Below are 22898 nucleotides of genomic sequence, written 5' to 3'. Positions count from 1 at the left end.
TACTTGTCGTCGACCACAGAATAGACCGCTCACTGAGCATTCATGACAAACTTCGTGCTTAGGCTTGACTAAGGTGCGTTAGGCGCAATGAGCATTAACCACCACGTGGGTTAACGATTGTAGCGCGCTAACCAGCGATCGAGCACATTCGCAAATTCTTGAATATCTCTTTGGCCCAAAGGCTTTGGGCCACCGCTTTGAACACCGCTGGCGCGCATCGTTTCCAAAAAATCCCGCATATTTAAGCGCTGCTTGATGTTCTCTTTGGTCAGTGCTTGGCCGCGAGTATTGATCACAGTTGCTCCTTTTGTAAGAACAGCGTCTGCCAGAGGAATATCTTGAGTGATCACGAGATCGCCAATGGCGGCCTGGTCCTCTATCAAATCGTCTGCCACGTCAAAGCCGGATGAAACCGTCAAACTTCGCACCTGGGTGTAACCTTGTGGTATCGGGATCGCATGATTGGCCACAAACGTGATCTCCACGCCTGTGCGCTTAGACGCCCTCAATAAGATTTCCTTAATCTGTTTTGGACAAGCGTCGGCATCGACCCATATCGCCGTCATAAAGACTCGCTAGCTTCAATGCGTTTAATGGAGATAATCATGCCTAAATAGGGGTGGTCAAGGTAATGAATCTCGCTATTTTTTATCCTTCGGCTTTGCTTAAAGGTAAAGGATTTTACGTTGATCAAACTTGAGCTTAGCGTTGTATCGCTTGAGCCTTCGCTTTTTGTATGAGCCGCAGGAATGAATAAGGCGCTGATTGGTGCGCGATCGTAGAAGGGTTTTTCGAAATATTCTAACAACGTACGATATCGCACGGTCTTTTTGAAATAATAATCAATATGTACTTCGGCATGCATGTAACGAGATCGTCGAATCACTAGCTGACCTAGATACGCCTCAGTGGGCTCTGAGATTTTCTGCTCGAGGTTTACTTCTTCGCCTTCAATCTGGGCGGGGGAGCAAATCCAGCTCCAAAACGGGCAATCGAAAGGGCGCGTTTCGGAACTCAAACGGATTGGTAGCGAGCGCGTATCGTTCGTTATTTGTTCTTGCCAAGCACCTTGACTCAAAACCATATACCCTTGCTCATTGAGTCGATCGGCTTGCCCCGCCAACGACAGCTGTGAAAGCGCATCCAGTCCAACTCTTTGGAGTGGCGACAAGGGCTCCGCGAGATACGGGAAAACAGTCAAATAGGCTTCAGCAGGCGGAGCGGTGTTTGATGCTTTCTCAAACTCAAGGATTGAAAGGTCTGGCGTGGCTTGTTTAAACAACACAAACTCAATCTGGTAAAGGTTCTCGGTATCCTCGGCAAACGCGAATGAAGCCAACAACGTTGCAGCGAGGAGAATCGCCGCAAAGCCCTTAAACAGCTGACTGATAATACTAAATACGTTCAACGACATGTCCTTTTGGCTTTATGAGGCTGGCTTCGCCAGTGATTTAATAAGTTCGCGGACTTCTTCGATTTTATCATCTGGTGTTGACGACTTAAGTTCAAAGCGAAGCCTATTGGCGCCTTCTAGCCGATAGATATGCGGCGCCTTTTGAACCAATTGTACAAGAGCTAGAGGATCAACAGTAGTTTGCTTGCCAAATTCAAAGCTACCACTTGTTGCCCCCGCATCCACTTTCAGTATTCCTAGCTTTTCAGCGTCGAGTTTTAGCTCAGCTTGCCGAAGCAGGTTCTTCGTTGGCTCGGCTAACAAACCAAAGCGATCAATCATTTCGACTTGAAGGTCTTTTAACTCACTGTACGAACGACAGCTTGCAATGCGTTTGTAGAGAACAAGTCTCGCATGTACATCGGGCAAGTAATCTTCAGGAATTAAGGCCGGTATGCGTAGGTTAACTTCCGTGCCATGCATGCTCTCCTCAAGATCAAGTTCGCTACCATCTTGCAGAGAACGAACGGCTTGTTCTAGTAGTTCCATGTAAAGTGAGAAACCAACACTTTGGATCTGCCCGCTCTGTTCTTCGCCCAGTAATTCACCGGCGCCGCGTATTTCCAAATCATGCGTGGCGAGCATGAACCCGGCACCGAGGTCTTGTGCTGCCGAAATTGCCTCAAGCCGTTTCTCTGCATCTCGTGTTAAACGTTTTTCAGCCGGAGTGAGGAGATACGCATAGGCTTGGTGATGTGACCGTCCAACGCGACCTCGTAATTGATGAAGTTGAGCAAGTCCAAATTTATCGGCCCGATCAATGATGATGGTATTGGCATTTGGTATGTCAATGCCCGTTTCAATAATGGTCGAGCAGACAAGTACATTAAAGCGCTGATGATAGAAGTCCGACATAGCTTGTTCGAGTTCACGTTCGCGCATCTGGCCGTGCGCAAAACTCACCCGGCTTTCGGGAACAAGTTTTTGCAGATACTCAACTTCCTTCTCTATATTTTTTACGTCGTTAAACAAGTAATACACTTGCCCGCCTCGTAATACCTCACGAAGCACAGATTCGCGAATAAGCGCATCTTGTTTTTGTCTGACGAACGTTTTAACCGACAGTCGTCTTGCCGGTGGTGTTGCAATAATCGATAGGTCTCGAACACCACCCATCGCCATGTTGAGAGTCCGAGGAATTGGGGTGGCGGTCAGCGTCAGAATGTCGACCTCTGCCCTTAACGCTTTGAGCTTCTCTTTTTGCTGAACCCCAAAGCGATGCTCCTCGTCAATGATCAGCAAGCCGAGGTTTTTGAACTTAATATCACCTTGAATTAACTTGTGCGTACCGACGAGTATATCTACGTCGCCATCTGTAACGCGCTTGAGGATTTTATCTTGCTCTTTAGCGGTCTTAAAGCGAGAGATGAGTTCGATATTAACTGGCGAATCAGCAAAGCGGTCACGAAAACTTTGGTAGTGCTGCTGGGCGAGAAGTGTCGTCGGCACCAATACTGCGACTTGCTTGCTAGAGTAGCTTGCGATGAACGCAGCACGCATCGCCACTTCCGTTTTGCCAAACCCTACGTCGCCGCACACTAGGCGATCCATCGGTTGAGTGCGCGTCATGTCTTGTACAACGGCATTAATCGTCGTTGCTTGATCAGGCGTCTCTTCAAACGGAAAGCCCGCACAAAATGCTCTATATGACTGACCAGGGTGGTCGTATTTAAAACCTTCTTTTGCGGCGCGTTTGGCATACACTTCTAACAATTCCGCGGCGGTATCGCGAATCTTCTCAAGCGCTTTCTGTTTGGCAGTGCTCCATTTTTCGGTACCTAATCGATGTAATGGAGCGAGTGCTTCGTCCGTCCCGCTATAACGGGATATCAGATTCAAGGAGGCTATTGGCACGTAGAGCTTTGATCCGCCAGCGTACTCGAGCGTTAAAAACTCATCGGTCATACCGTCGACACTGATGGTTTCGAGGCCGCGGTAACGACCTACGCCATGATCAATGTGGACGACAGGTGCGCCGATGCGTAACTCGGTGAGGCTTTTAATGAAGTTGTCGTGATTGTCGCTAGTAGAAGATCTGCGACGGTTTTGACGGACAATCTGGCCAAATAGTTCCGTTTCTGTAACGACTGCTAACTTTGACTCAGTGGCGATAAATCCATGCTCAAGCGCGCCGACCGTTAAGGTGAGAGTACCTCGATCATCCGCTAAGGGCCAAGACGTCGCCTGTTGAAACGATAAATTATGATCTTTGAATAAATCTTGAATAGATTCGCGACGGCCTGCGCTTTCGGATACAACCACAATCTGTCCATCGAAGCTTTGAACAAACTCTTGAATACGAAATGCGGGAATATCCAAGCGATCATCAATGGCGAGATCGGGCAAGGTGGATAACGACGCATGATGCGCATGGGTAGAGCGCTGCCCATCGTAATCTAACTCCATGCGGGCATACTCGTTGACGCTTGAAAAGCATTCTTCTGACCCTAGAAACAGCGTATGGGGAGCAAGAATCGGCCTTTGTATATCGTAACGGTGATCTTCGTAGCGTTCGTTGATTTCCTTCCATACATGCTCAAGGGAGTCGTTTAACGTAGCGTCATGGATGATTTGCGTATTCGATGGCACGTAGTCAAAAAGTGACGCCATATGCTCAAAAAACAAGGGTGAGTAATACTCAATACCGTGCGGTTTGATACCGTCTTTAATATCTCTAAGAATTGGAGAGCTAAAACTGCGTTCGTCAAATGTGTCTAGCCACCGATTGCGAAACGCCAACCTCGATGCCTTATCCCAGGGAAACTCGAAGCCAGGAAGCATTGTGATCTCTTCGTGCTTTTGTTTTGACCTTTGCGTTTCCGGGTCAAAGCTACGTAGGCTGTCGACTTCATCATCAAACAGCTCGATGCGAATTGGCTCGGATGAGCCCATTGGAAAGACATCAAAAATCGATCCGCGCACGGCATATTCACCATGCTGGAAAACGGTATCGACTAGGCGGTATCCAACTTGTTCCAGTGCACGACGATAACTATTTGCATCGAATCGCTCACCTATTTTGATTGCAAGAGTATTCGCCGTAATAAATTCTGTGGGCGGAAGCCGCTGTACGAGCGTTGATACCGGAACAACAAGACAGCCGCTATTCATATTCTTGAGTGCCGACAAGGTCTTTAAACGTTCTGATACGATATCTTCATGCGGCGAAAAACTGTCATAAGGAAGCGTCTCCCAATCAGGAAGCAGGAATACCGACTCGCCTTGTTTTTCCCCCATAAAAAACCGAAGTGACTTTACGAGTGCGTTTGCCTGCTGCGTATCTTTGGCAATCACTAAGCTAAAGTGGGTATTGTTGGCTTCCAATACTTGGCTTAGAAAGAAGGGGAGGCCCTCCTTTATGCAAGAAACACGCATTGCTTTGCCGCTGTTGTTAGAAAATATGTCTTTCGGGATAGAGAGCGCTGTCATGGAAGCTTCAGATACTTAAGGTTAGTGGGCTAAAACGAAGTGTTGCATTAAACAGTGCGTAACACTTCGCCCAAAAAACGGTAACGATGTACCAAATAAAGGCAGGCTATCGAGCGTATTCGCGCTTCAAGTAGTCTACGATGTCGGCCGATTCAAATAGGGCGGCTCCGGTGTTCGGATCCTCGAGATAGGGCACCTGTACGTTACCATGTTGCTTGTGGAATGCCTCTCGTTTTGAGTTCTTGATTGGCTCGTATGGTCCTATGTTCAAACGTAGCTTGGCTGGTCCCATATCGGCGCGCTGCTGCTTACCAAGGTTGATCAACAAGTATGGAAGTTCGAGCTCGCATAACAACTCGCGAACAATTCGAGAAAACGGACTAGATTCAAAACTATATAACACCAGCGGTTGAGCGGCAGGCGAAGATGCACGCGCCTTTGATCCCGCGTTTAAGCGAAGCAAAGAGCTCATGCGTGAAGTCCTCAGCTTTTTCGCCGAAACGCGCATACTCTGAGGTACTTCGCATTGCTTATAGGTCTTGTAGAGGTGAGAGATAATCGCTTCCGCTCCGACTAATCGATCGTCGGAATTGGAATCAAAAAGTGCTGGAAGTTGATCTGATCCAGCATCTTTTTGAAGCTGGCGAATATTACGACCGCCGATAGGGCACGGCATGATCATTACGTCTAGATTTAACCCCGTCAACGCTTCCCTGACCAGTCTGCACTCAGGGTCGCCCTCTCGGTCAAACAGATATAAGGTGCCTGCAGGCTGAAGCTGTGCATGCGTACTGGATGTTCCCCGCCAGCCACGAACAGAGGAGGCGAGTGTTGAGTTCAGGATATTAACGAAATGACGCATAAGTCTAGTAGATCCAAGGAAAGTTAGAACAAAGCAATGAAGGCATTATACGTTTGCAAACGGCAATGAAAAGTGTGCAGAGCAACAATCACTTATTCGTCACCGTAATGCTCTACAGAAGCAAATAATTGCTGTGCTAAAGTGGCGATGTCGACTCGAGGCCCGTCCACCTCATATCGACGTTCGATTTCAACGCTTACCAATATGTTCGAAATATGACGGTGAGGGCAAATCAACCCGACTGTATCAACAAGCGCAGGCCCGGCGTTGTTGCGGCCGCGCCAATCCTCGCTATGAGAAGAATAGGCGACACACAAATCGCCATACTCATGGGCTTCCCATTCTTGATGGTCATGCAAGATGACGCCGTCAGGGATAATTTCTTTTCGTTTCGCTTTCAATAATGCCTCTAAGTGGGCTTGAGAACTTCGAAACATGCCCTGTCTAGGGCCGCGGTTAACGCCAGCTGTAATAACATAGCTGTCGTCGAAATTTAGTTGGCTCAACCGAATGCGACTGCCGGTGCCATAATCGACAGCAAACCAGGACTTACTCGTGGGAACTACTAGAGAAATGGCTGGCCCATCAACACGCTGGCCCGGCTGGATATTCGTTCGGTCAAATTTCGTCGCGCACGCCGAAAGACCTAGGACAATAAGTGGCAATAGAGCGCTTAGAAAGAACTTGCGTAACATCGTTATTATTATGCTGTTAAGAGAGTTCTTATGCTGCCACACTGCAGCGCGCTTTTCGAGTGAAAGCACGCTAGCAGTGTCTTGTGCACTATTTGAGTTCAGGGTTGTCGGAATAGGGTGGTTGACCACTCACGCTCTCAGGTAGATCAATGACTTTAGGTCGACGACGTTTGCGCGTCTTAGCGGGTACCATGCCGCGCATAACCTCCATGCGTCCAAAACAGAGCAGCTTATCTTCCGGCTCTAGTAGCCTGTCTTTTCTGGGGTTAGGGATCACTTTTGCTCCCCTGTAAAGGGTGAGAACGTTCACGTCCTGTTCTTGAAGCTGTGTTTCGAGTATGGTTTTGCCAACAAAATTTGAGCCTTCGGGAATGTAAATTTCACCAACGCCGTAGCCACGACTAACGGTCAACCGTTGACGCACGTCGATTTCCGGGAAATCAACTTGTGCCGCGATGTAGTCGATGATCGCGCCGGCGACATCAAGGCCGGTGCACGTTTCGATACCTTCAAGCCCAGGCGAAGAATTTACCTCCATGATCTGAGGGCCACTCGCGCTTTCGAGCATATCGACGCCGGCCACTGTCAGCCCCATTATCTGCGTCGCGCGAACCGCGGTGTCGATATAATCTTGTGAGAGCTCAACGGCCTCGGCAATTCCCCCACGGTGAACATTGCTCCGAAACTCTTGCCCCTGAGCGACTCGTCGCATCGCGGCAACAACACGATCACCCACCACGATCGCACGAATGTCTTTGCCCTTACTTTCGGCAACAAATTTTTGAATGAGAACATTTTGTTTTTGGCTTTGAAGTAACTCAATAATCGACTCGGCCATATTCACAGTCTCAGCCAAAAGTACACCGATACCTTGAGTACCTTCGATAAGCTTGATAATGACTGGCGCTCCGCCCACGCGTTCTATTGCCGGAAGAACATCTTTTTTATCGCGTACAAATGTGGTCTTAGGTATGCCGATATGATGCCGGCTCAACAGCTGCAAACTTCGAAGCTTATCGCGTGAGTTCGCAATACCATGTGCCGTGTTAGCACAGAATACATCCATCTCTTGGAACTGTCTGACTACCGCTGTTCCAAAATACGTAATGGAGGCACCTATTCTCGGGAGGACAGCGTCGTAGGTGCTTAGCTGTTTTTGACGAAAATAAAGATCAGGATTACCACGATCCAAGTCAATCGCAAACTTCAGGGTATTCAGAACCTTTACGTTATGTCCTCTCTGTGTTGCTGCTTCGCGCAGACGCTGTGTACTGTAAGACTTTGGTCCACAGGAGAGAATAGCAAGCTTCATAGCAGGTTACCTTTGGTGATTATTTGGTACGTCTAAGCGCAAGTAAGGAAGGCGTTGAACGAGTTGATAACATTGCTCCGGTATAGGGACAGTTGCAACTAAAAATCGCACCAACATAGATAAAGTTAGTGGGCAGTGGGTGCCCTGAAAAACGCGCACATCGAAATAATCTCTTTATTAATAAAAGCATTTCTATGCCAAGTTTTAAAGCTGATATAACATCATGAGGTTGACTCGAATCTGCAGCTGAACATAGCAGAAATACTCCAGCAAGAGCGAGCAATGAAAGCCAGTTACGAGCAAACACGTTCTTTGCAATTAGGAGTTTTATAATGGATAGCCTTATTATTGGCGGTCAAGAAATAGAAAAGGGAAAGAGCTACAAGCTTGAGCTCCCCTTAGTGAGTTTGTACACCTCAAGCGAGGCGAAAATACCCGTATTTGTTCGCCGCGGGAGAATGGACGGTCCAACGCTTTTTATCAGTGCGGCGATTCATGGCGATGAGCTAAACGGCGTTGAAATCATCAGTCGCATTATTAATCACACCAATATCAAGAGTATCCGCGGCACGTTGATTTGCGTTCCTTTCGTGAACCCTTACGGTGTGGTCAATCAGACGCGTTACCTTCCCGATCGACGAGATCTAAATAGATCTTTTCCCGGTTCAAAAAGGGGCTCACTGGCTGCACGAGTAGCGCATACATTTTTGAATGAGATCGTTAGTAAGTGCGACTATGGGATCGATCTTCATACTGGTGCAATTCATAGAAGCAATCTTCCGCAGATTCGCGCCAACATAAATGATGAAGTAACGCTGCAAATGGCAAAGGCGTTTAACGTGCCTGTTATCTTGAACTCCGACTTGCGAGACGGCTCTCTGAGAGAGGCGGCGGTGGATCATGGCGTTAAAATACTTTTATACGAAGCAGGAGAAGCCCTTCGATTTGACGAGGTGTCGATAAAAGCCGGTGTACGCGGAATTATGAACGTACTGCGAAGTCTCCAAATGCTACCAAACAAAAAGGCACAAACTAAACAAAGTGTGCCTTATATAGCTCAAACGAGTAGCTGGCTTCGCGCTCCCGAGAGTGGCTTCGTCGTTCATCATAAGCGCTTAGGTGATCAGGTAAACGAAGGCGATATTCTTGCATCCATTAAAGATCCTTTTGGCGTTATTGAGGGCAACATTTTAGCGTCAGAGACTGGGGTGATTATCGGTAAGCAAAATATACCGCTCGTTCATGAGGGAGAGGCCGTTTATCACGTAGCCTACTTTAAGAAAACGGAAAAGGTCGTTGCAAGTGTCGAGGCGATGGAGATGGTTTTCAATAATTAGCGGCGTTTGGCTTGCGTTATCAAACGCTGTGATGCCGCGTACGCAAATACCTCGCAAATACTAAAGGTACTTAAGTACTTAACTATTCTAAGCTTCGTCGGGCTCCTCTGAGAGCCTAAGGCCACGCTTTAGGTATGTCGATAGATCGATGTTAAAGGCGCCGTTAGGGTAAAGATCTTTGATTAAGACAGGTCTTCCGTCGGCGTCTTTAGGATCTGCGGCAAGATCAATGATGCGCTCTCGACACGCCTGACCTTTGGCATCCCGAACGACAAGTACTTTGGGCTTTAAACGGTTAACATTGTTCGAGCGCACTATAATACCGACTTCTCCGGTGGTCAGCTCAGCAATATGGCCGTTGGGGTAGATGCCAATCATCGCAATGAAGCGCTCAGCAAGCGCCTCATCAAAACATGTCCCCTTACCATCGTAGATAATACGCAGTGCTTCAATCGAAGAGCGGGCCTTTTTGTAAACGCGTTTCGATGTGATGGCATCGTATGCATCGACTATCGACACAATGCTCGAAAACTGTGTAATTTGATGACTTGAAAGACGTCTTGGATATCCTAGTCCATCGGGCCGTTCATGGTGCGCATGCGCGGCATCGATCGCGGAGGCAGGCACGCCTTTTTGACTGATGAGAATGTTTTTCCCATGCACTGTATGGGATTTCATGATCTCGAACTCTTCGTCGGTAAACCGTCCGGGTTTGTTAAGTATGCTGTCCGGTATTTTTGCCTTGCCGACGTCATGTAAAAAACCACAAACGCCCAACTCTTCTAATTCATATTCCGCAAGCCCTATTAAACGACCAAGAGAGACGGATAATACACAAACACGCAAACAATGCTCTGCAGTATACTCATCCGCATTCTTAATGAGCGATAACCAACGCATTGCCTCAGGATTTCTTAAAATGCTGTCAACCACGTCTTGAACCGTCTCGGTCACATCTTTCATATCGAAAGTCTTACCGAGCCTTACAGAAAGCATGATGTTGTTGATCATGTGCTTTGAGTCTTTGTAAGCAACTGCAGCCCGCTCTAACTCTCGATGTGCTGGTAGCTTATTAACGTAGGTGATTTTTTCTTTTTGTACTTTATGTACTCGTGTTTTGCCTTTCGGCAACTCAACCGTTTTTAGCTCAGTGACAAACTCTTTCTTTGCTTGAATAAAGACCGTTTTGCAGACACTTTGAATCTCTTGAATGTCTTGTTGGTCGTAGACATAAAAGCCTTGGTAGATAAACGGCGAATCCTCCCAAGGACAATCCAATTTTGCGATGTACATGCCCGGTGTGAGCTGAGTTACCGGAATTTCGACCAAAACTTTTGTCATTTCGCGTTATCACTTGTCCATTGTTAGTTGGTTAGGGGGCGAGACCGCCAAGCACCGTATCTACTTTTAACGGGTTAATATTTTAATAGCTACGATTGATAAGAAGCGCTAAACAAACGAATACGACACACGGTATCAAGAATCTCTGGGTTAACGCTAGAGCGCTACGTTTGATTATACAATCTAACGGCGGGTGTATGAGTATCGCCAATTAATCGTATGGGGCTTGATACGTGTTCGGAAGTGTAGGTAACGAAGCGCAGGTAGCGATGCGCTTGAGCGTAAAAAGCAAGCGCATAGACCACGCTTTCACTCTGAGAATAGATCTGAGGTGATGGTCTAAATTACAATTTAAATTGAGATGTCGCATCATTCAGAGACTTCGAAGTAGATAATAAGTCGTCCGCGACCGCAGCCACTTTTTTGAACGCAGAATCCGTTGTTTCGGCCGAGTCATACATACTGTTGATTATTTCGCTCACGCTATTTACCACAATGCTTTGCTCTTCGGTCGCTGATGCAATCGTTAGACTCATGCCGTTCACGTCTTCGATCTTTGACTTAATTTGGTTGAGCGCATCACCGGTTTCTACCGCTTGTTGCTCTGTTGCAAGCGACTGTTCTTTTGCAGAGTTCATGGCTAGAACAGTATCGGATGCACTATAAAAGCCACCGCCAACTGAAGCGAAGCCATTAATATTTATATCGGCGAGCGCAGGAACAGAGGTGCACGCTACTGCCACTGCTAACGCTGTATGTTTGAATTTTAATGTCATCTATGCCTCCTCAAGGCTTATTGAATTAAGCCATATTATTAGTGCGTATACTTATAGGCGATAAAACAGATGCTGCAAGAAACGTATCGGCTGTTTTGCAAAATAGAGTTGGGATGACGTGCATAGCCAAGGGCAGTTCGAATAAGTCGCATCAAAGAAGTCGCATCGAACAAAGCGTGCTTAACGAACATCAATGCAATACATATTATCTTATCGGTAAGAGCGCTGAATTCTGAGGCATCAATCTGGATCGACCAAAACAGGGGAGGTTTTGTGCTGCTCTTTGTCTCTCGTTTTCTGCGGGCAACTGGCGATCTTGCCCGGACTTTATCTTTTGTCCAAGATACGGTTATCGCGCTTTAACGGTCTAAGGCTTAGAATCGTACCTAGCACAATCGAGTTACGAGCTGTGGTAGTTGCTAATATGAGTTAGCGTGCGCGAGAATCCTTTGTCGTTCATGTTCGAAAACCCGCGTCTCGAGTTGAAAGTAAGGCAGCGAATGTCCGTACTATCAACATTCGGCGGTAAGACGAAAGAGCGTATGTATGCTTAGAGCCTTGATAAGTCATTGCCGGTTGCCTGGCTTTTAATGCGGTTTATAATCGTTAAGAGGCTCAACATAATCGACGGATATAGGTGCGTGTCTTTGGCGAGGTGAGATTGAACAGTAACATGTGATCGCAACCATACAGCGCAACTTATCTTCAGGGTTTTTCTTGGAGCTTATCTTCTGGGCTTAGCTTGTGGGCTTAGCTTACGGGCTTAGCATCAAGAAGTTTCGAACAGGCACTCCGGTCTGTATGTGTGCTAACCGCGAGTATCGAGATATTTGGCTAGCGAACGCACAAGTTGGAAGTAAGAGCTGACAATGTATGGGTTTTATTTCTTGGAAAAGTGCTTACCCACGACTTTTCAACGCAACGACTTTTAATATCAATGACGCTTCAACGAAAGCGCTCATGCACACGGCCTTGACGTATCGTTTGAGCTTATCGAGTAAGATTATGTTTCTTCAAATAAAGTTTTCAGCTTATCTCATTGCCTTCTTCGTGCTGACTAGTTCGACGCTAAGCCAAGCGTCAGAAGATGCGGGTTGGTCTGAGTTTTCGCACACAGCCATGACGACCCGTATCGAGCTCGTGTTTTGGTTCGAGGATCCATCTAAGGCGAAGCCGATTGCCGATCGAGTGTTTGCTAGCTTTGATGAGATCGATCGAACCATGAACCGATATAACGAAGACTCTGAGCTGTCTTTCGTGAACACGAATGCCGCAATTGCGCCGGTCCGTGTTTCTGATGGCCTGTTTGCTGTGTTATTCGAAGCACAAAAGGTAAGCCAGTTGACTGATGGAGCATTTGATATCAGCTTCGCATCGGTTGGCTACCTTTATGACTTCCGCAGGAACGTACAACCGACCGAAGCGATGTTAAGCGCATCAATCGACAGTGTGGACTATCGAAAGATTACACTCGATGAACTATCAAAAACCGTGTCTTTACAAAGCAAGACGATGCGGTTGGACTTGGGAGGTATTGCGAAAGGTTATTCGGTCGATCGCGCTGTTGAAATATTGAAGCAGGCTGGCGTTAAAAACGCCAGAGTCAGCGCTGGCGGTGATATGCGACTGCTTGGAGACAAACGGGGCAAGCCTTGGGTGGTGGGAATACGCGACCCACGTGTAAAAAGCGACAATGCAGTGGTATTACCGTTAGAAAACGTTGCGATTTCAACGTCTGGTGATTACGAGCGTTTTTTCGTAAACGAAGAGGGGACGCGAGTACATCATATTCTTTCGCCAAAAACCGGCAAGCCTGCAAAGGGCATTCAAAGCGTGACTATTCTCGGTGAACACGCAACGCAAACAGACGCGCTTTCGACGGCTGTGTTTATTCTTGGCTTAGACAAAGGCCTTGCATTGATTAATAGCATGCCTGGTATCGATGTTATTATTTTGGATGAGCATCGGAGAATGCATTACTCAAGCGATTTGACCTCACCTTCAAAGTAACGCACACCAACCTATACAATGACCCCGCCGGATATGGAACTTAACTGGCTAAATCCAATAAGGCTGTCTTGCAGAGTGCTGTTCCCAAGCCCGTGCCCTGCAAACGTGGTTCCAAAGCTCCCTTGTTCGCCATGCAACGCCATATAGTTCAACAGCACTGTCTGAACAAGCAAGTTAACATTGTTCGCTGCAGGTGTTGCGGCTGTTTCAACTGAAGCATCTGAACGCATATAACCAATTTGATTTCGGATTGCTACCGGGCGAGAGCCTGGATTGTATACCAAGTAAAACGACGCAGCTGTAGATTGGTTGTCTCCCGTCCACTCGCCTTTGCCTGCGCCATCAACGCTATTATCGATGCGTCCATTACTTGCCACAGACCCATCAGAGCAAACGTAAATCATCAGCGGTACACCAATGCGCGCCGCATACTCAAGACAAGCCCCCATACAACGCCCAGCGCGTAAATCACGTCGCTCACCCGTACCTCGCTCACCGGTGTGATAGTCGAAACCACCCATGGTGACCGTTCCGGCTCCCGCAAAACCATTCACGACAAGCTTCATTACCGATGCTGTTTTACGGAATTCACTATCACTGTTAAATTCAGCTGTTGAGAAGATTCCCCCTGGGCCGACAATATCAGTATCTGCAGCCGGATCTAGGGTGCTAGGGTTGCCAAAACGATCCGCAATATCAGCGCTTTTTACATATCCGCAACGCACCAAATCCTTCACTACGTCATTCGCCGTAATGTCGCTGTAAGCGTTAACCTGATTCATCTTCTGATCACTAATGCGTTGTATCGACTCCATTACCGCAACAGCATCGCTTTGATCCAATAGACCTACAAGGTCACCCACATCAACCAACCCGCTGACATCGCTTGGTCGGTCAACTTTGGTTGGTCGAACTGAGCTATCCATAAGATCCATTGGCGACATTGAATTACCGCCCGAATCAGAGTTTCGGGAGCCGATCAGGCTCAGCAGTGAGCCATCAGCGCCTGCTTTGTAGATTCCATACATTGGGTTGTGTGGATTATTCCCGGTGTCATTCTCAGAGCGGGCCGGAATCACCGCACCATTGATATTCGCTTGGGTGCCTGCCGACGCTTTCTCTTGGATACCCCTTAAAAAAGCGCTGTCAGAATGGAAAGCAATTCCCAAATCTTCGTTAACGTGAGTGCCCGACGCCGTATTCATATTTGGCGCGCCAGGAATCATATCGGCAGGCAAACCGAGCTTGCTATATCCTGCGGTCGATAGGAAATCTTGCTGGCCTCCTTGTCGTCCGACCAATACGTTTGATCCAGCAATATTGGCGCCCCCTGCTAGATCAAAACAAATAAAGGGGATCTTTCCGGCCCCCTGCGTTGCAATGCCACATGACGCTTTGAGTGCTTCTAAGTCTGACGACAACGCACCATATGCCTTGTTAGGGTTAGCAAACAAGCTCAATGCGGATGTGCCAACCACGGCAGCGCCTCCGGCCATAAAACCCTGAGATATAAACTCTCTGCGTGTGCGAGGCCTGCTGTGATCGCTATGAAACAAAGGGCTGTCTAGGTCTTGCGCTTTTTTTCGTGCAGTCTTAATTAACATGTTTTTCTCCTAATCACGTGATGGTCGCTATTGCACGAGTATGACGGCACTACCGAGAACGGCTGCACAGCTTGCTTTGACTATAGTTTCTGTTCGATCGCTTGCGCATGAACCGCCACAAGACGTCAGAATATCCACCAGATCATTGAGCTCATCTTCAATGTCCGTGTCAGATGGTTGGGAGGTTAGTGTTTCACCCACCATGTTGCTGAGTAGGGGATCGAAAATATAGCTACGCTTGGTGGGGGTATCGAACGCCACGTTAGCCGCAGCACTAAAGTCAAAACTGGGGAAGTAGCTACTGCGCAGGCTGGTACTTTCGACCAAGGCGTCACAATACTGAATCGCAAGCTGCGTGATTGCCATCTGATGTGCTGATACAAAACCGTCGATGCTTTCAGTGGTAGGCATTTGTTGACGCACAGTCGTGAATGTTGCCTCTACGTTTGAGGTTGTAAGCGGTACCGTTGTAACCGCCGACATCGTTGCATTTATCTCATCAAAGGTTTTTAGGCCAATGTCAGGAGACGTAGGCAGGTCTGAAGGCGTGGCAGGGCTAGGGACAGCCGGTTGAGAAAACGCATTTGCATTCCCGTTAATATCTTCAAAGCTCAAAAAGAACTCGTCGCTCTCCGGGCCCAACTCTAAGGGAATGATGGTACCGATGGTCGATAATGTCTGACGGCCATTTATGTAGTCGGCATCGTTTAAATAGACGCTCAATCTCTCAAACGCCTGCCCAACAGGCGCCTCTTTCGCGTTAATACCAATACGCATGCCATCTATATTGATGTTTGGCAGCGAGACCTCAGGGTCTAAGCTAGTAAAGAACGGTTCGACGAATAAATAACTGTATTCGTCGAACTGGCTTACCTCAAAAACGATGAACGCGTCGTCTACGCCGATCAAATGAGAAATGCTAAAAAGTAAGAAGAATTTCTCACCAACACCAACTTCATAGTTCTGTTGAATCTGCTCTGCTGTAAGCGCTCTGTTGTGCACTGCAACCATGCGGAGAGAGCCCTGCCACAATGAGTTTCCGTCCGTTTCATTCCCAAGAACAAACGCAAAGCTGTCATCCCAGTCGCTCAATTGCCCGGCATCCTCAGGGTCAAGATCTTGTGTATATTCTCCGTTCACATAGATTTTGCGTCCCTCTCCGGGATTGAAAGTCACGACAACATGTTGCTGGGTTGCTTGTAGACGTTCATCTTCATCAGCCGTCGAAAAGGCTTCGTTTTGGTTTGTTGTGCTGCTGCGCTGCAAAACGTCGTAGTTGTATAGGGTCTGCCCAAGCGCAACATTACGTGAAGTTTCGGAGCCCGAGTAACTTACAATCCGCGCGTTTTCTTGCGTGACATTATTTGGAATAACCCAGGCTTCTATGCTGTATTCATTGGTCGCGGTAATCAGGCTATGCAGTTTGCGACTCGAGGTGGTAGTGGCTTGTGCTTTGCCATTAGGCACGTTGATGTTGGTGTCTTCATCGGTATACGCTGAACCAAAACGCAGACCCCAGCCGCCTACCCATTCGACATTGCCGCTGAGAGTCAAATTCAAAGCGGGTTCGATTCCGCTTGTGTCGTAAGCAACGGCACCTTCACCAGTTTTGAATTCAAACTGCGCGATCACGTTATCTTCTATGCGGCCTCCAGTATTTGCGGCTATTCCATCCTCGATGAGTGCAAGCGCCTTACTGGTTTGTAGATTTGAGTCAATATCGTTTCTTGGTACACTGCTCGCAAAATTGTCGATAGCCGTTTCCATCTCGTTGGATGATGTTGTGCAATCACCATTCCAGCAGTTGTGAAATTCGGTTCTTAAGCGTTGAACTAGCCTTGATGCGGAGGGCGTTTCCAGATTGATTCGCGATTGCGCAGCAGCATAGGAGACGTCAATATCGCTACTGCCAATAAAGGGAGTTTGCTGTCCTTCAACATGGCAATTACTGCAGTAGGTTTCGAGCAACGCATGAACACCAGTAAAGCCAGAGCTATCAGCTGGGAATGTCTTTGTTTGCCCTGGGTCTTTTATTTGTGGAGCGCGCAGCACGATCTCAGTTTGCGCGCTGGCAGAACCCCCAGCCCAGTTTTCTATGTAGCTTGTAAGCGTATCAGCGCAGGCGCTATCGCTTGCGAGCCAGCAGTTGTGTCCGCCACCTACTTTTGTGACCATTAATGAGGTCGCCGCGTCGGCAAGGTTTACGATAGTATTTGCCGCGCCATAAGCGAGATTAATGTCATCGTCTCTCACGAAGGTCGGAGATTGCCCGCCGGCGCCATGACACGCTCCGCATCGATTACTGCTTACCAAGTTATCCCAGACATTGAGCTTAAAATTTTGCACGTCAGTCGTCGACGGTGCAGGACCGTCATAATTGGCGCTTTGTACGGTAAAGGTATTCGGGTTTTCAAGAGTAGATTCGCCCGAACCGCAGCCTGCTAACAGTGCGAAAAACAGCGTGGCGAAAAGTGCTTTACCATTCACATGAGTGTGGCTGACAAGGCGAGATTTGTTGATTGTACTAACGCGTAGATGGGTCATAGCTTAAGGCCCCATGCAGTAGACAGCGGATTCAGCAAACACTTGCTTTAACTTGTAGCCGCTCGACTTAAATGAATTAACCATGGAATCGACTTGATTTCGATCTGCCGTGTCAGACGGTGGTCGTAAGCACACATTTTCAAATACCTTCTTCACTTGGCACTGGGCGAACGCTTCAGAGTGGGCAAGTTCTTGTCCCATTGATTTAGCACCCATGCCGGTTCCGCTAAGCCCTGCATCCCAACCGAGAATGCTGTTCTGCCCCTCGCGCCAATAGTTATCCCATTGGTCAGTCGATGTAACATAACCGTATTCGAACGTTGTTGAATTAATTCGATACTTACCTTGAACGCGCTCTCCCGTTTCCGCATCAACACTGCCCACTGCGTTGTACACCATCCGTCCAAATAGGCCGTTCGGGTCTGTCGCTGCGTCGTATTCATAATCGTAGTAAGCGAATGATTGAGACATCGGGTCCATTCCGGCATGGCAACCAATACAATTATTCAAGAAGATTTTGCTATCGCCACCAGGGCTGCGTGAAACATCTTGTCGGATTCGATCAGGAGGGCGAGTGGTGTCGTTCACTTGCTCCAAGTCATTGCACAAGTGGTGCAGCATTGTGAATCGGAACATTGCTCTGTTTGTCCCACCGCTGAAATATGCTTGTGCGGCAGCTCTCGTAGTCATTACGCCCGCGGTCGCATCGCTAGGTAGACCGTTAACGCTCGATTGAGTTGTACGAACCAGAAAGTCTTTTAAGCTCGCATCGCTTGCCTCAAGCTCTTCGTAGTGATCATTATCCGTATTAGAGTAGGGTGTCAGCCCGAGACTCGCATCACCCACATAAACAACGTTGTCGTAGAGTACTGTTCTAAAGTCTCGCTCTTCAAGTACGAGCCCGATGACGGTCGCGGTGTAGTCATTTAGAGGGACTGCATTGTCCATCGCCTCATTGGTCCAAGGCGCGGCAAAGTTTTTAAGCGTGACATTGTAGAAGCTCTTGTGCTCTAGAGCGCGTTCAGCTGCAAGGTCAGCATTTCCTGAGCCGATCTGCGTCGCCATGTAGTCCAAATCACTCGCGGAAGGTGGAACCCCTGCGATACGTTCATGGAGACGTTTTGCTTGCTCTCTATCGCCTGCGATCGTCATGACACTAATACTCATCATAACGGCTGAAGCTATAAAAGCTGGTAATGTTCTCTTTATAGGTTTGAAGATTCTCTCAGAGACCTTCATGATGCTGATCCTCATACTACCCATGATCAAGAACCAAAGCGGTCCTTATCGTGTTGTTTTAAACAGTCTAGTTACTAACTTCCGAAGCGAGTGAGCGGCACTTCACACGCTTACATAGCGTTACTGACGAGTTACCGAAGTGCTGTGGAGAGAAGATCTTTTGGGCACATACTTAAAAACATCTTTAAGCCCAAGCTCTTATAAGCGCACGATTATGTTGAAGTGGAATGCAAAAGTGAACGACTCGGATTTAACATTTATTAACCTAGCGCGAGTCAATGCTGGTGTTCGCTTGGTTGCGCTTGGCGTTTTACTTGCGCTTTTGAGTGCATGTGGTGTCGGAACGAGTTCTGGTAGCAACATCGCTTTTTGCCCACTTGTCGAGGAAGGCGCGGTTGCATTTGTTAAGCGCCCATTGCAATACGATGACAACAACCCTGAAATGTTATTGGCAGATGACCTTCGAGAACCTCAAGAATTCCGGCCCGGCGGACGGCTATTTATCAAGGGAAGTGCGCTGCCAAGTGCACAGGCAGTTGACGTAACAAGTGCAGTATTTTCCGACAGCGCATTTCTGAATGATGACGGTGCATTGCTTTATGACGTTAAAGATTTAACTGTTTCCTATGATGGTACAAAGCTCGCTTTTACGATGCGCGCGCCCGAAATCGAAGGTGCTGACGAAGAAGATCAACCAAAGTGGGATATCTTCGTGTTTGATTTTGAAACCTGCACCTTAGATCGCGTCATCCAGTCGGATGCTACCGCCGCTTCAGGGCATGATATTACACCGGCTTTTCTGGCAGACGACAGATTGGTCTTCGCATCAACGCGACAACAAACAAGCAAAGCAATTTTACTCGACGAAGGCAAGCCTCAGTTTTCTCGTATTGATGAAGAGTTAGATTTTGAGGCATTTAACCTTCATGTGATGACATTAGAGGGTGATGATATTGATCAAATTACCTACAACCAAAGCCATGACCTAAACCCCGTTGTCATGGCAAATGGTAAGGTAGTTTTTTCTCGATGGGATAATGCCGGCCAAACTCGAAACAATGGGATGAATCTGTACGAAGTGAACCCAGATGGTTCGGAACTTAACTACTTATACGGCCGGCATTCTCATGATGCAAGCGCGGTTTCAAATGCTGACTCGGGCACGGTTCAGTATGCGAGACCAATTGAATCAGATGCTGGGAATATCATTGTAGAGCTACGCGAGTTTCAATCAGAGACGCTGAGTGCGGTACCAACAGAAATCGATATTGAAGGGCACGTTGAATTCAATTTGCGCACCGACGGCACCGCTGGTGACGGCCAGACGGCACTAATCGACGGCATTGATTCGTCGGGTGAGCTGAGCATTAATGGCAATTATGGCTCGGTGTTTCCGTTATACGATAATACCGGGAGGCTGCTTGCTAGCTGGTCAGCTTGTCGGGTTAGGCGCGCATTAGCGCCTGACGCTCCTTTAGATCAACTAAATGAGAATCCCTCAGAGCCGTGCACTGATGCGAAGCTCGCCGATGACATTAATTACGAACCGGCTCCGCCACTTTACGGCTTATGGATTGTCGATGGTGACACGCAATTACCCATTGTGTTGCCTGAAGAAGGTCAAGAGTTTACAGATGCGGTTATTGTCGCATCGCGCTCTCGGCCAATGTTCATCCCCGATTTAATGCTCGATGCCGACGAACAAGTGCTTGCGGATGACGGGTTTGGCGTTCTGCATATACGAAGCGTTTACGACATTGATGGAGCTGATACCAGCACTTCCGGTATCGCGGCACTTGCAGACCCAGTTCAAACACCCCCTGCAACACGGCCTGTCCAGTTTCTTAGAGTTGAGAAGGCTGCTTCTATACCTCCGGATTATGTGCGAGACATCGATAACTCTGCATATGGTCGATCTCGGGCGCAGTTAATGCGAGAGATTTTGGGTTACGTTCCCGTTGAGCCCGATGGCTCAGTCAAAGTTGCTGTGCCAGCAAATGTGTCGTTAGCGCTCAGTTTGGTTGACTATCTAGGTCAAAGATTGGTCGGCTCTGAGCGCCACCAAAACTGGCTAAGTGTTCGACCAGGAGAAACGCGAGAGTGCAAAGGTTGCCATACTGGAGCAAGCACAGTTCCGCATGGTCGGAGCAATGTAGGACCAGACAGTATTAATGGTGGCGCATTGACGACCGGATCACCATTCCCCAATACCGAGCCGGCCTTATTTGCGGACGCGGGCGAAACCATGGCCGAAGTATATGCGCGGATAAACGGGCTTCGCTCGCTCAATCCCGACATCAGCTTCGTCGATGAGTGGACGAATCCAGCGGTCACTCCAAAGGCAGCGAGTTATGAGCTCTTGTATGGCGATTTAAACACAAATGCCCCATTAAGCTCGCCTGCATGCGCGACTGAGTGGCAGAGCGTGTGCCGCGTCGTGATCAACTATCCAGAGCACATCCAACCTCTTTGGGACTTCGACCGTCGCACGTTTGCGATGGATGGCGTTACGGTTCTTTCAGATAACACATGTACTTCGTGTCACAACAACGAGGACGCGGCTGGCGACCCAATAGTCCCCATTGAACAGCTCGACTTAAGTAACGACCCCTCTACAGATCAACCCGATCACTTCACCTCTTACCGTAACTTGTTGTTTACAACGGTCGAACAAGAGCTTGATAACGAGATTCTCCAGCCCATCCTTGTTGCCACGGGAGAGTTTGAACGTGACGAGGATGGAGAACTCATTTTGGACGTTGCCGGTGATCCGATTGAGATATTTGAGACAGTACCGGTTCAACCGACCATGCGCACAGCAGGCGCCAAGTCGAGTTCAGATTTTATGGATGTTTTTGGAGCAGGCGGTGCGCATGCCGGCTATCTTAGCGAAGCTGAACTAAGGTTAATCTCAGAGTGGCTGGATATCGGTGCACAGTATTGGAATGACCCTTTCAAAGCACCATTTAACTAGGATTGAGAGTTTGAAGGACCAAGCAATAAAGTGTTTCCTTAACGTCTTAAAGCTGACGTCTTTGGTCTTTATTTCGCAGTCAGCGTTTGCCGACTGGTGGTCATGGGATGGCGAAGAGCAAGCGCCGCAGCTGGTGCAGGTGGTTGAGCCGTTCATCGAGATGCGCACCGGTCCTGCGGACGTATACCCGGTCGTTCATACCGCTGAACAAGATGAGTGGCTTACGATCTTGCGACGCAAGACGAGCTGGATACAGGTAAAGGATGGTCGGCAACGTCAGGGTTGGGTGCATATCGAAGATATCTTACTGACCCATGACGTGAGTGGTGAAGCCGTCGACATCACAGCCCCCCGTTTTGATGACTTTAAAACGCGGCGATGGGAAGGCGGTCTTTTAATGGGGGAGTTCGACAGCTTTCCAGTTACAGCCGCTTATTTAGGCTACTGGATGACCGAAAACCTTTCTGCGGAATTGTGGGGTTCGCAAGTATTAGGGGACTTCTCTGAGGTACGAATCTTGAGTTTGAATATACTCCATCAACCTTTTCCACACTGGCGCTACTCACCGTTCTTTTCCCTTGGAGCAGGTGAGGCTTATGTGAAACCGAAAGAAACATTTATTCAGCCCGAGAACACCGAAGAGACTCAGATGAATGTCGGCCTCGGCATGCGGTTCTATGTTACCAACCGGTACTTTGTGCGCATGGAAGTAAAAGACTACAAAATTTTTACTCAAGAGAAATCTAACGAAGAAGCGAGAGAATGGAAATTAGGATTAAGCGTTTTCTTTTAAGGCTCATTAAATGCAGTTTTTTGGCGACTGCACTGTTCAACTCATTGCTTGCGCTTGCAGATGACGAGCGACCAATCATTGAGCCTGACGTCGTGCCTCAAAAAGTAGATGAAGCCCTTATCGATACTGAGAACTTTGAAGCGGGACTGTTTGTCGGAACCATCAACATCGAAGATTTTGAGACGTCTATGTTGTATGGAGTAAGGCTCGCTTATCACCTAAGTGAACTATTTTTTCTCGAAAGCAACATTGGATTTGCTGAAGGGGGAGAGACCAGTTTTGAAAAACTGTCCGGTAACACGCGTTTGTTGTCTGATGCCGAGCGCGAGTACCGCTTTTACAATCTTGGTTTTGGGTACAACCTCTTCCCAGGAGAAGCCTTTTTTAAGAGTTGGTTTTCGGACAAAACCTACGCTTTTAATTCGAATTTTTATTTACTAGCAGGTGCTGGGGCAACGGATTTCGCGGGAGATAATCGATTTACTGCGACGTTTGGTGCGGGCTACCAAGTGATACTCAATGACGCAGT

At 48.0% G+C, this 22898-nt stretch carries 16 protein-coding genes and 1 pseudogene; 5 read left to right on the top strand and 12 right to left on the bottom strand.

Annotated features, from left to right (window positions below; translation table 11 throughout):
• Nucleotides 1-110: 110 nt before the first annotated feature.
• The 7 genes and pseudogenes from A3751_RS14160 to A3751_RS14135 all read right to left on the bottom strand — a co-directional run.
• On the bottom strand, nucleotides 111-566 hold the full coding sequence (locus A3751_RS14160; RefSeq protein ID WP_068457233.1) for a YaiI/YqxD family protein: 456 nt from the start codon (nucleotides 564-566) through the stop codon (nucleotides 111-113).
• Nucleotides 563-1408 (bottom strand): CsiV family protein, encoded by an 846-nt coding sequence (locus A3751_RS14155; protein WP_197466361.1) that lies wholly within the window; start codon nucleotides 1406-1408, stop codon nucleotides 563-565. Before A3751_RS14155 ends, A3751_RS14160 begins: the two co-directional genes overlap by 4 nt.
• Before the next feature lie 18 nt (nucleotides 1409-1426).
• On the bottom strand, nucleotides 1427-4882 hold the full coding sequence (gene mfd, locus A3751_RS14150; protein ID WP_068457227.1) for a transcription-repair coupling factor: 3456 nt from the start codon (nucleotides 4880-4882) through the stop codon (nucleotides 1427-1429).
• A gap of 106 nt (nucleotides 4883-4988) precedes the next feature.
• The gene (locus A3751_RS14145; RefSeq protein ID WP_068457224.1) at nucleotides 4989-5744 is read right to left on the bottom strand and encodes a glutathione S-transferase N-terminal domain-containing protein; all 756 of its coding nucleotides are present in this window, start codon (nucleotides 5742-5744) and stop codon (nucleotides 4989-4991) included.
• A 92-nt stretch (nucleotides 5745-5836) separates the two neighbouring features.
• A complete protein-coding gene (locus A3751_RS14140) occupies nucleotides 5837-6409 on the bottom strand; it encodes a hypothetical protein (protein ID WP_156492473.1) in 573 nt (190 codons plus the stop codon).
• A 118-nt stretch (nucleotides 6410-6527) separates the two neighbouring features.
• Nucleotides 6528-6851, bottom strand: a complete 324-nt coding sequence (locus tag A3751_RS23590) for a cation:proton antiporter regulatory subunit (RefSeq protein ID WP_369819980.1) — start codon at nucleotides 6849-6851, stop codon at nucleotides 6528-6530.
• Nucleotides 6828-7751, bottom strand: a pseudogene (locus A3751_RS14135) (RimK family alpha-L-glutamate ligase); the annotation flags it as partial. The gene A3751_RS23590 and the pseudogene A3751_RS14135, both read right to left, overlap by 24 nt.
• Nucleotides 7752-8083: 332 nt before the next feature.
• On the opposite strand from A3751_RS14135, the gene A3751_RS14130 reads away from it, so the two are divergent.
• The gene (locus A3751_RS14130; RefSeq protein WP_068457213.1) at nucleotides 8084-9088 is read left to right on the top strand and encodes a succinylglutamate desuccinylase/aspartoacylase family protein; all 1005 of its coding nucleotides are present in this window, start codon (nucleotides 8084-8086) and stop codon (nucleotides 9086-9088) included.
• Between the two features lie 87 nt (nucleotides 9089-9175).
• Here the strand turns inward: A3751_RS14130 and A3751_RS14125 are convergent, their stop codons facing one another.
• Nucleotides 9176-10429, bottom strand: coding sequence for an HD-GYP domain-containing protein (locus A3751_RS14125; protein WP_068457212.1), 1254 nt, complete (start codon nucleotides 10427-10429; stop codon nucleotides 9176-9178).
• 344 nt (nucleotides 10430-10773) lie between these two features.
• Nucleotides 10774-11205, bottom strand: coding sequence for a hypothetical protein (locus tag A3751_RS14120; RefSeq protein WP_068457209.1), 432 nt, complete (start codon nucleotides 11203-11205; stop codon nucleotides 10774-10776).
• An 873-nt stretch (nucleotides 11206-12078) separates the two neighbouring features.
• Here A3751_RS14120 and A3751_RS14115 point away from each other — a divergent pair.
• Nucleotides 12079-13215: an FAD:protein FMN transferase gene (locus A3751_RS14115; protein ID WP_231876898.1), complete on the top strand. Its 1137-nt coding sequence runs from the start codon at nucleotides 12079-12081 to the stop codon at nucleotides 13213-13215.
• Between the two features lie 11 nt (nucleotides 13216-13226).
• On the opposite strand, the gene A3751_RS14110 is transcribed toward A3751_RS14115, so the two are convergent.
• The 3 genes from A3751_RS14110 to A3751_RS14100 are packed head-to-tail and all read right to left on the bottom strand — an operon-like array spanning nucleotide 13227 to nucleotide 18533.
• Nucleotides 13227-14819 carry a general secretion pathway protein GspF gene (locus tag A3751_RS14110; protein ID WP_068457207.1) on the bottom strand — a complete coding sequence of 531 codons (1593 nt, stop codon included), beginning with the start codon at nucleotides 14817-14819 and terminating at the stop codon, nucleotides 13227-13229.
• Nucleotides 14820-14846: 27 nt separating this feature from the next.
• Nucleotides 14847-17363: a LamG domain-containing protein gene (locus A3751_RS14105; RefSeq protein WP_068457203.1), complete on the bottom strand. Its 2517-nt coding sequence runs from the start codon at nucleotides 17361-17363 to the stop codon at nucleotides 14847-14849.
• A 3-nt stretch (nucleotides 17364-17366) separates the two neighbouring features.
• Nucleotides 17367-18533: a hypothetical protein gene (locus A3751_RS14100; protein ID WP_231871945.1), complete on the bottom strand. Its 1167-nt coding sequence runs from the start codon at nucleotides 18531-18533 to the stop codon at nucleotides 17367-17369.
• A gap of 283 nt (nucleotides 18534-18816) precedes the next feature.
• On the opposite strand from A3751_RS14100, the gene A3751_RS14095 reads away from it, so the two are divergent.
• The 3 genes from A3751_RS14095 to A3751_RS14085 form a co-directional block, all read left to right on the top strand.
• Complete coding sequence (locus A3751_RS14095) at nucleotides 18817-21576, top strand: PD40 domain-containing protein (RefSeq protein ID WP_082863273.1); 2760 nt, start codon at nucleotides 18817-18819, stop codon at nucleotides 21574-21576.
• Nucleotides 21577-21586: 10 nt separating this feature from the next.
• Entirely contained in the window at nucleotides 21587-22369 is a 783-nt protein-coding gene (locus A3751_RS14090) for an SH3 domain-containing protein (protein ID WP_197466360.1), read from the top strand.
• Nucleotides 22339-22898, top strand: a 560-nt coding sequence (locus tag A3751_RS14085) for an outer membrane beta-barrel domain-containing protein (RefSeq protein ID WP_068457200.1), incomplete at its 3' end; no start/stop codon positions are given. The genes A3751_RS14090 and A3751_RS14085, both read left to right, overlap by 31 nt.

This window comes from Oleiphilus sp. HI0080 (genome assembly GCF_001635135.1).
The sequence above is the reverse complement of the archived record's forward strand: the minus strand, read 5'-3'. Positions and strand labels throughout refer to the sequence as shown.

Excerpts from the sequence above, each read along its gene's own strand:
- A3751_RS14160 (WP_068457233.1), bottom strand. The coding sequence starts at position 566 with ATGACGGCGATATGGGTCGATGCCGACGCTTGTCCAAAACAGATTAAG.
- mfd (WP_068457227.1), bottom strand. The coding sequence starts at position 4,882 with ATGACAGCGCTCTCTATCCCGAAAGACATATTTTCTAACAACAGCGGC.
- A3751_RS14145 (WP_068457224.1), bottom strand. The coding sequence starts at position 5,744 with ATGCGTCATTTCGTTAATATCCTGAACTCAACACTCGCCTCCTCTGTT.
- A3751_RS14130 (WP_068457213.1), top strand. The coding sequence starts at position 8,084 with ATGGATAGCCTTATTATTGGCGGTCAAGAAATAGAAAAGGGAAAGAGC.
- A3751_RS14125 (WP_068457212.1), bottom strand. The coding sequence starts at position 10,429 with ATGACAAAAGTTTTGGTCGAAATTCCGGTAACTCAGCTCACACCGGGC.
- A3751_RS14120 (WP_068457209.1), bottom strand. The coding sequence starts at position 11,205 with ATGACATTAAAATTCAAACATACAGCGTTAGCAGTGGCAGTAGCGTGC.
- A3751_RS14115 (WP_231876898.1), top strand. The coding sequence starts at position 12,079 with ATGGGTTTTATTTCTTGGAAAAGTGCTTACCCACGACTTTTCAACGCA.
- A3751_RS14110 (WP_068457207.1), bottom strand. The coding sequence starts at position 14,819 with ATGTTAATTAAGACTGCACGAAAAAAAGCGCAAGACCTAGACAGCCCT.
- A3751_RS14105 (WP_068457203.1), bottom strand. The coding sequence starts at position 17,363 with ATGACCCATCTACGCGTTAGTACAATCAACAAATCTCGCCTTGTCAGC.
- A3751_RS14100 (WP_231871945.1), bottom strand. The coding sequence starts at position 18,533 with ATGATGAGTATTAGTGTCATGACGATCGCAGGCGATAGAGAGCAAGCA.
- A3751_RS14095 (WP_082863273.1), top strand. The coding sequence starts at position 18,817 with ATGTTGAAGTGGAATGCAAAAGTGAACGACTCGGATTTAACATTTATT.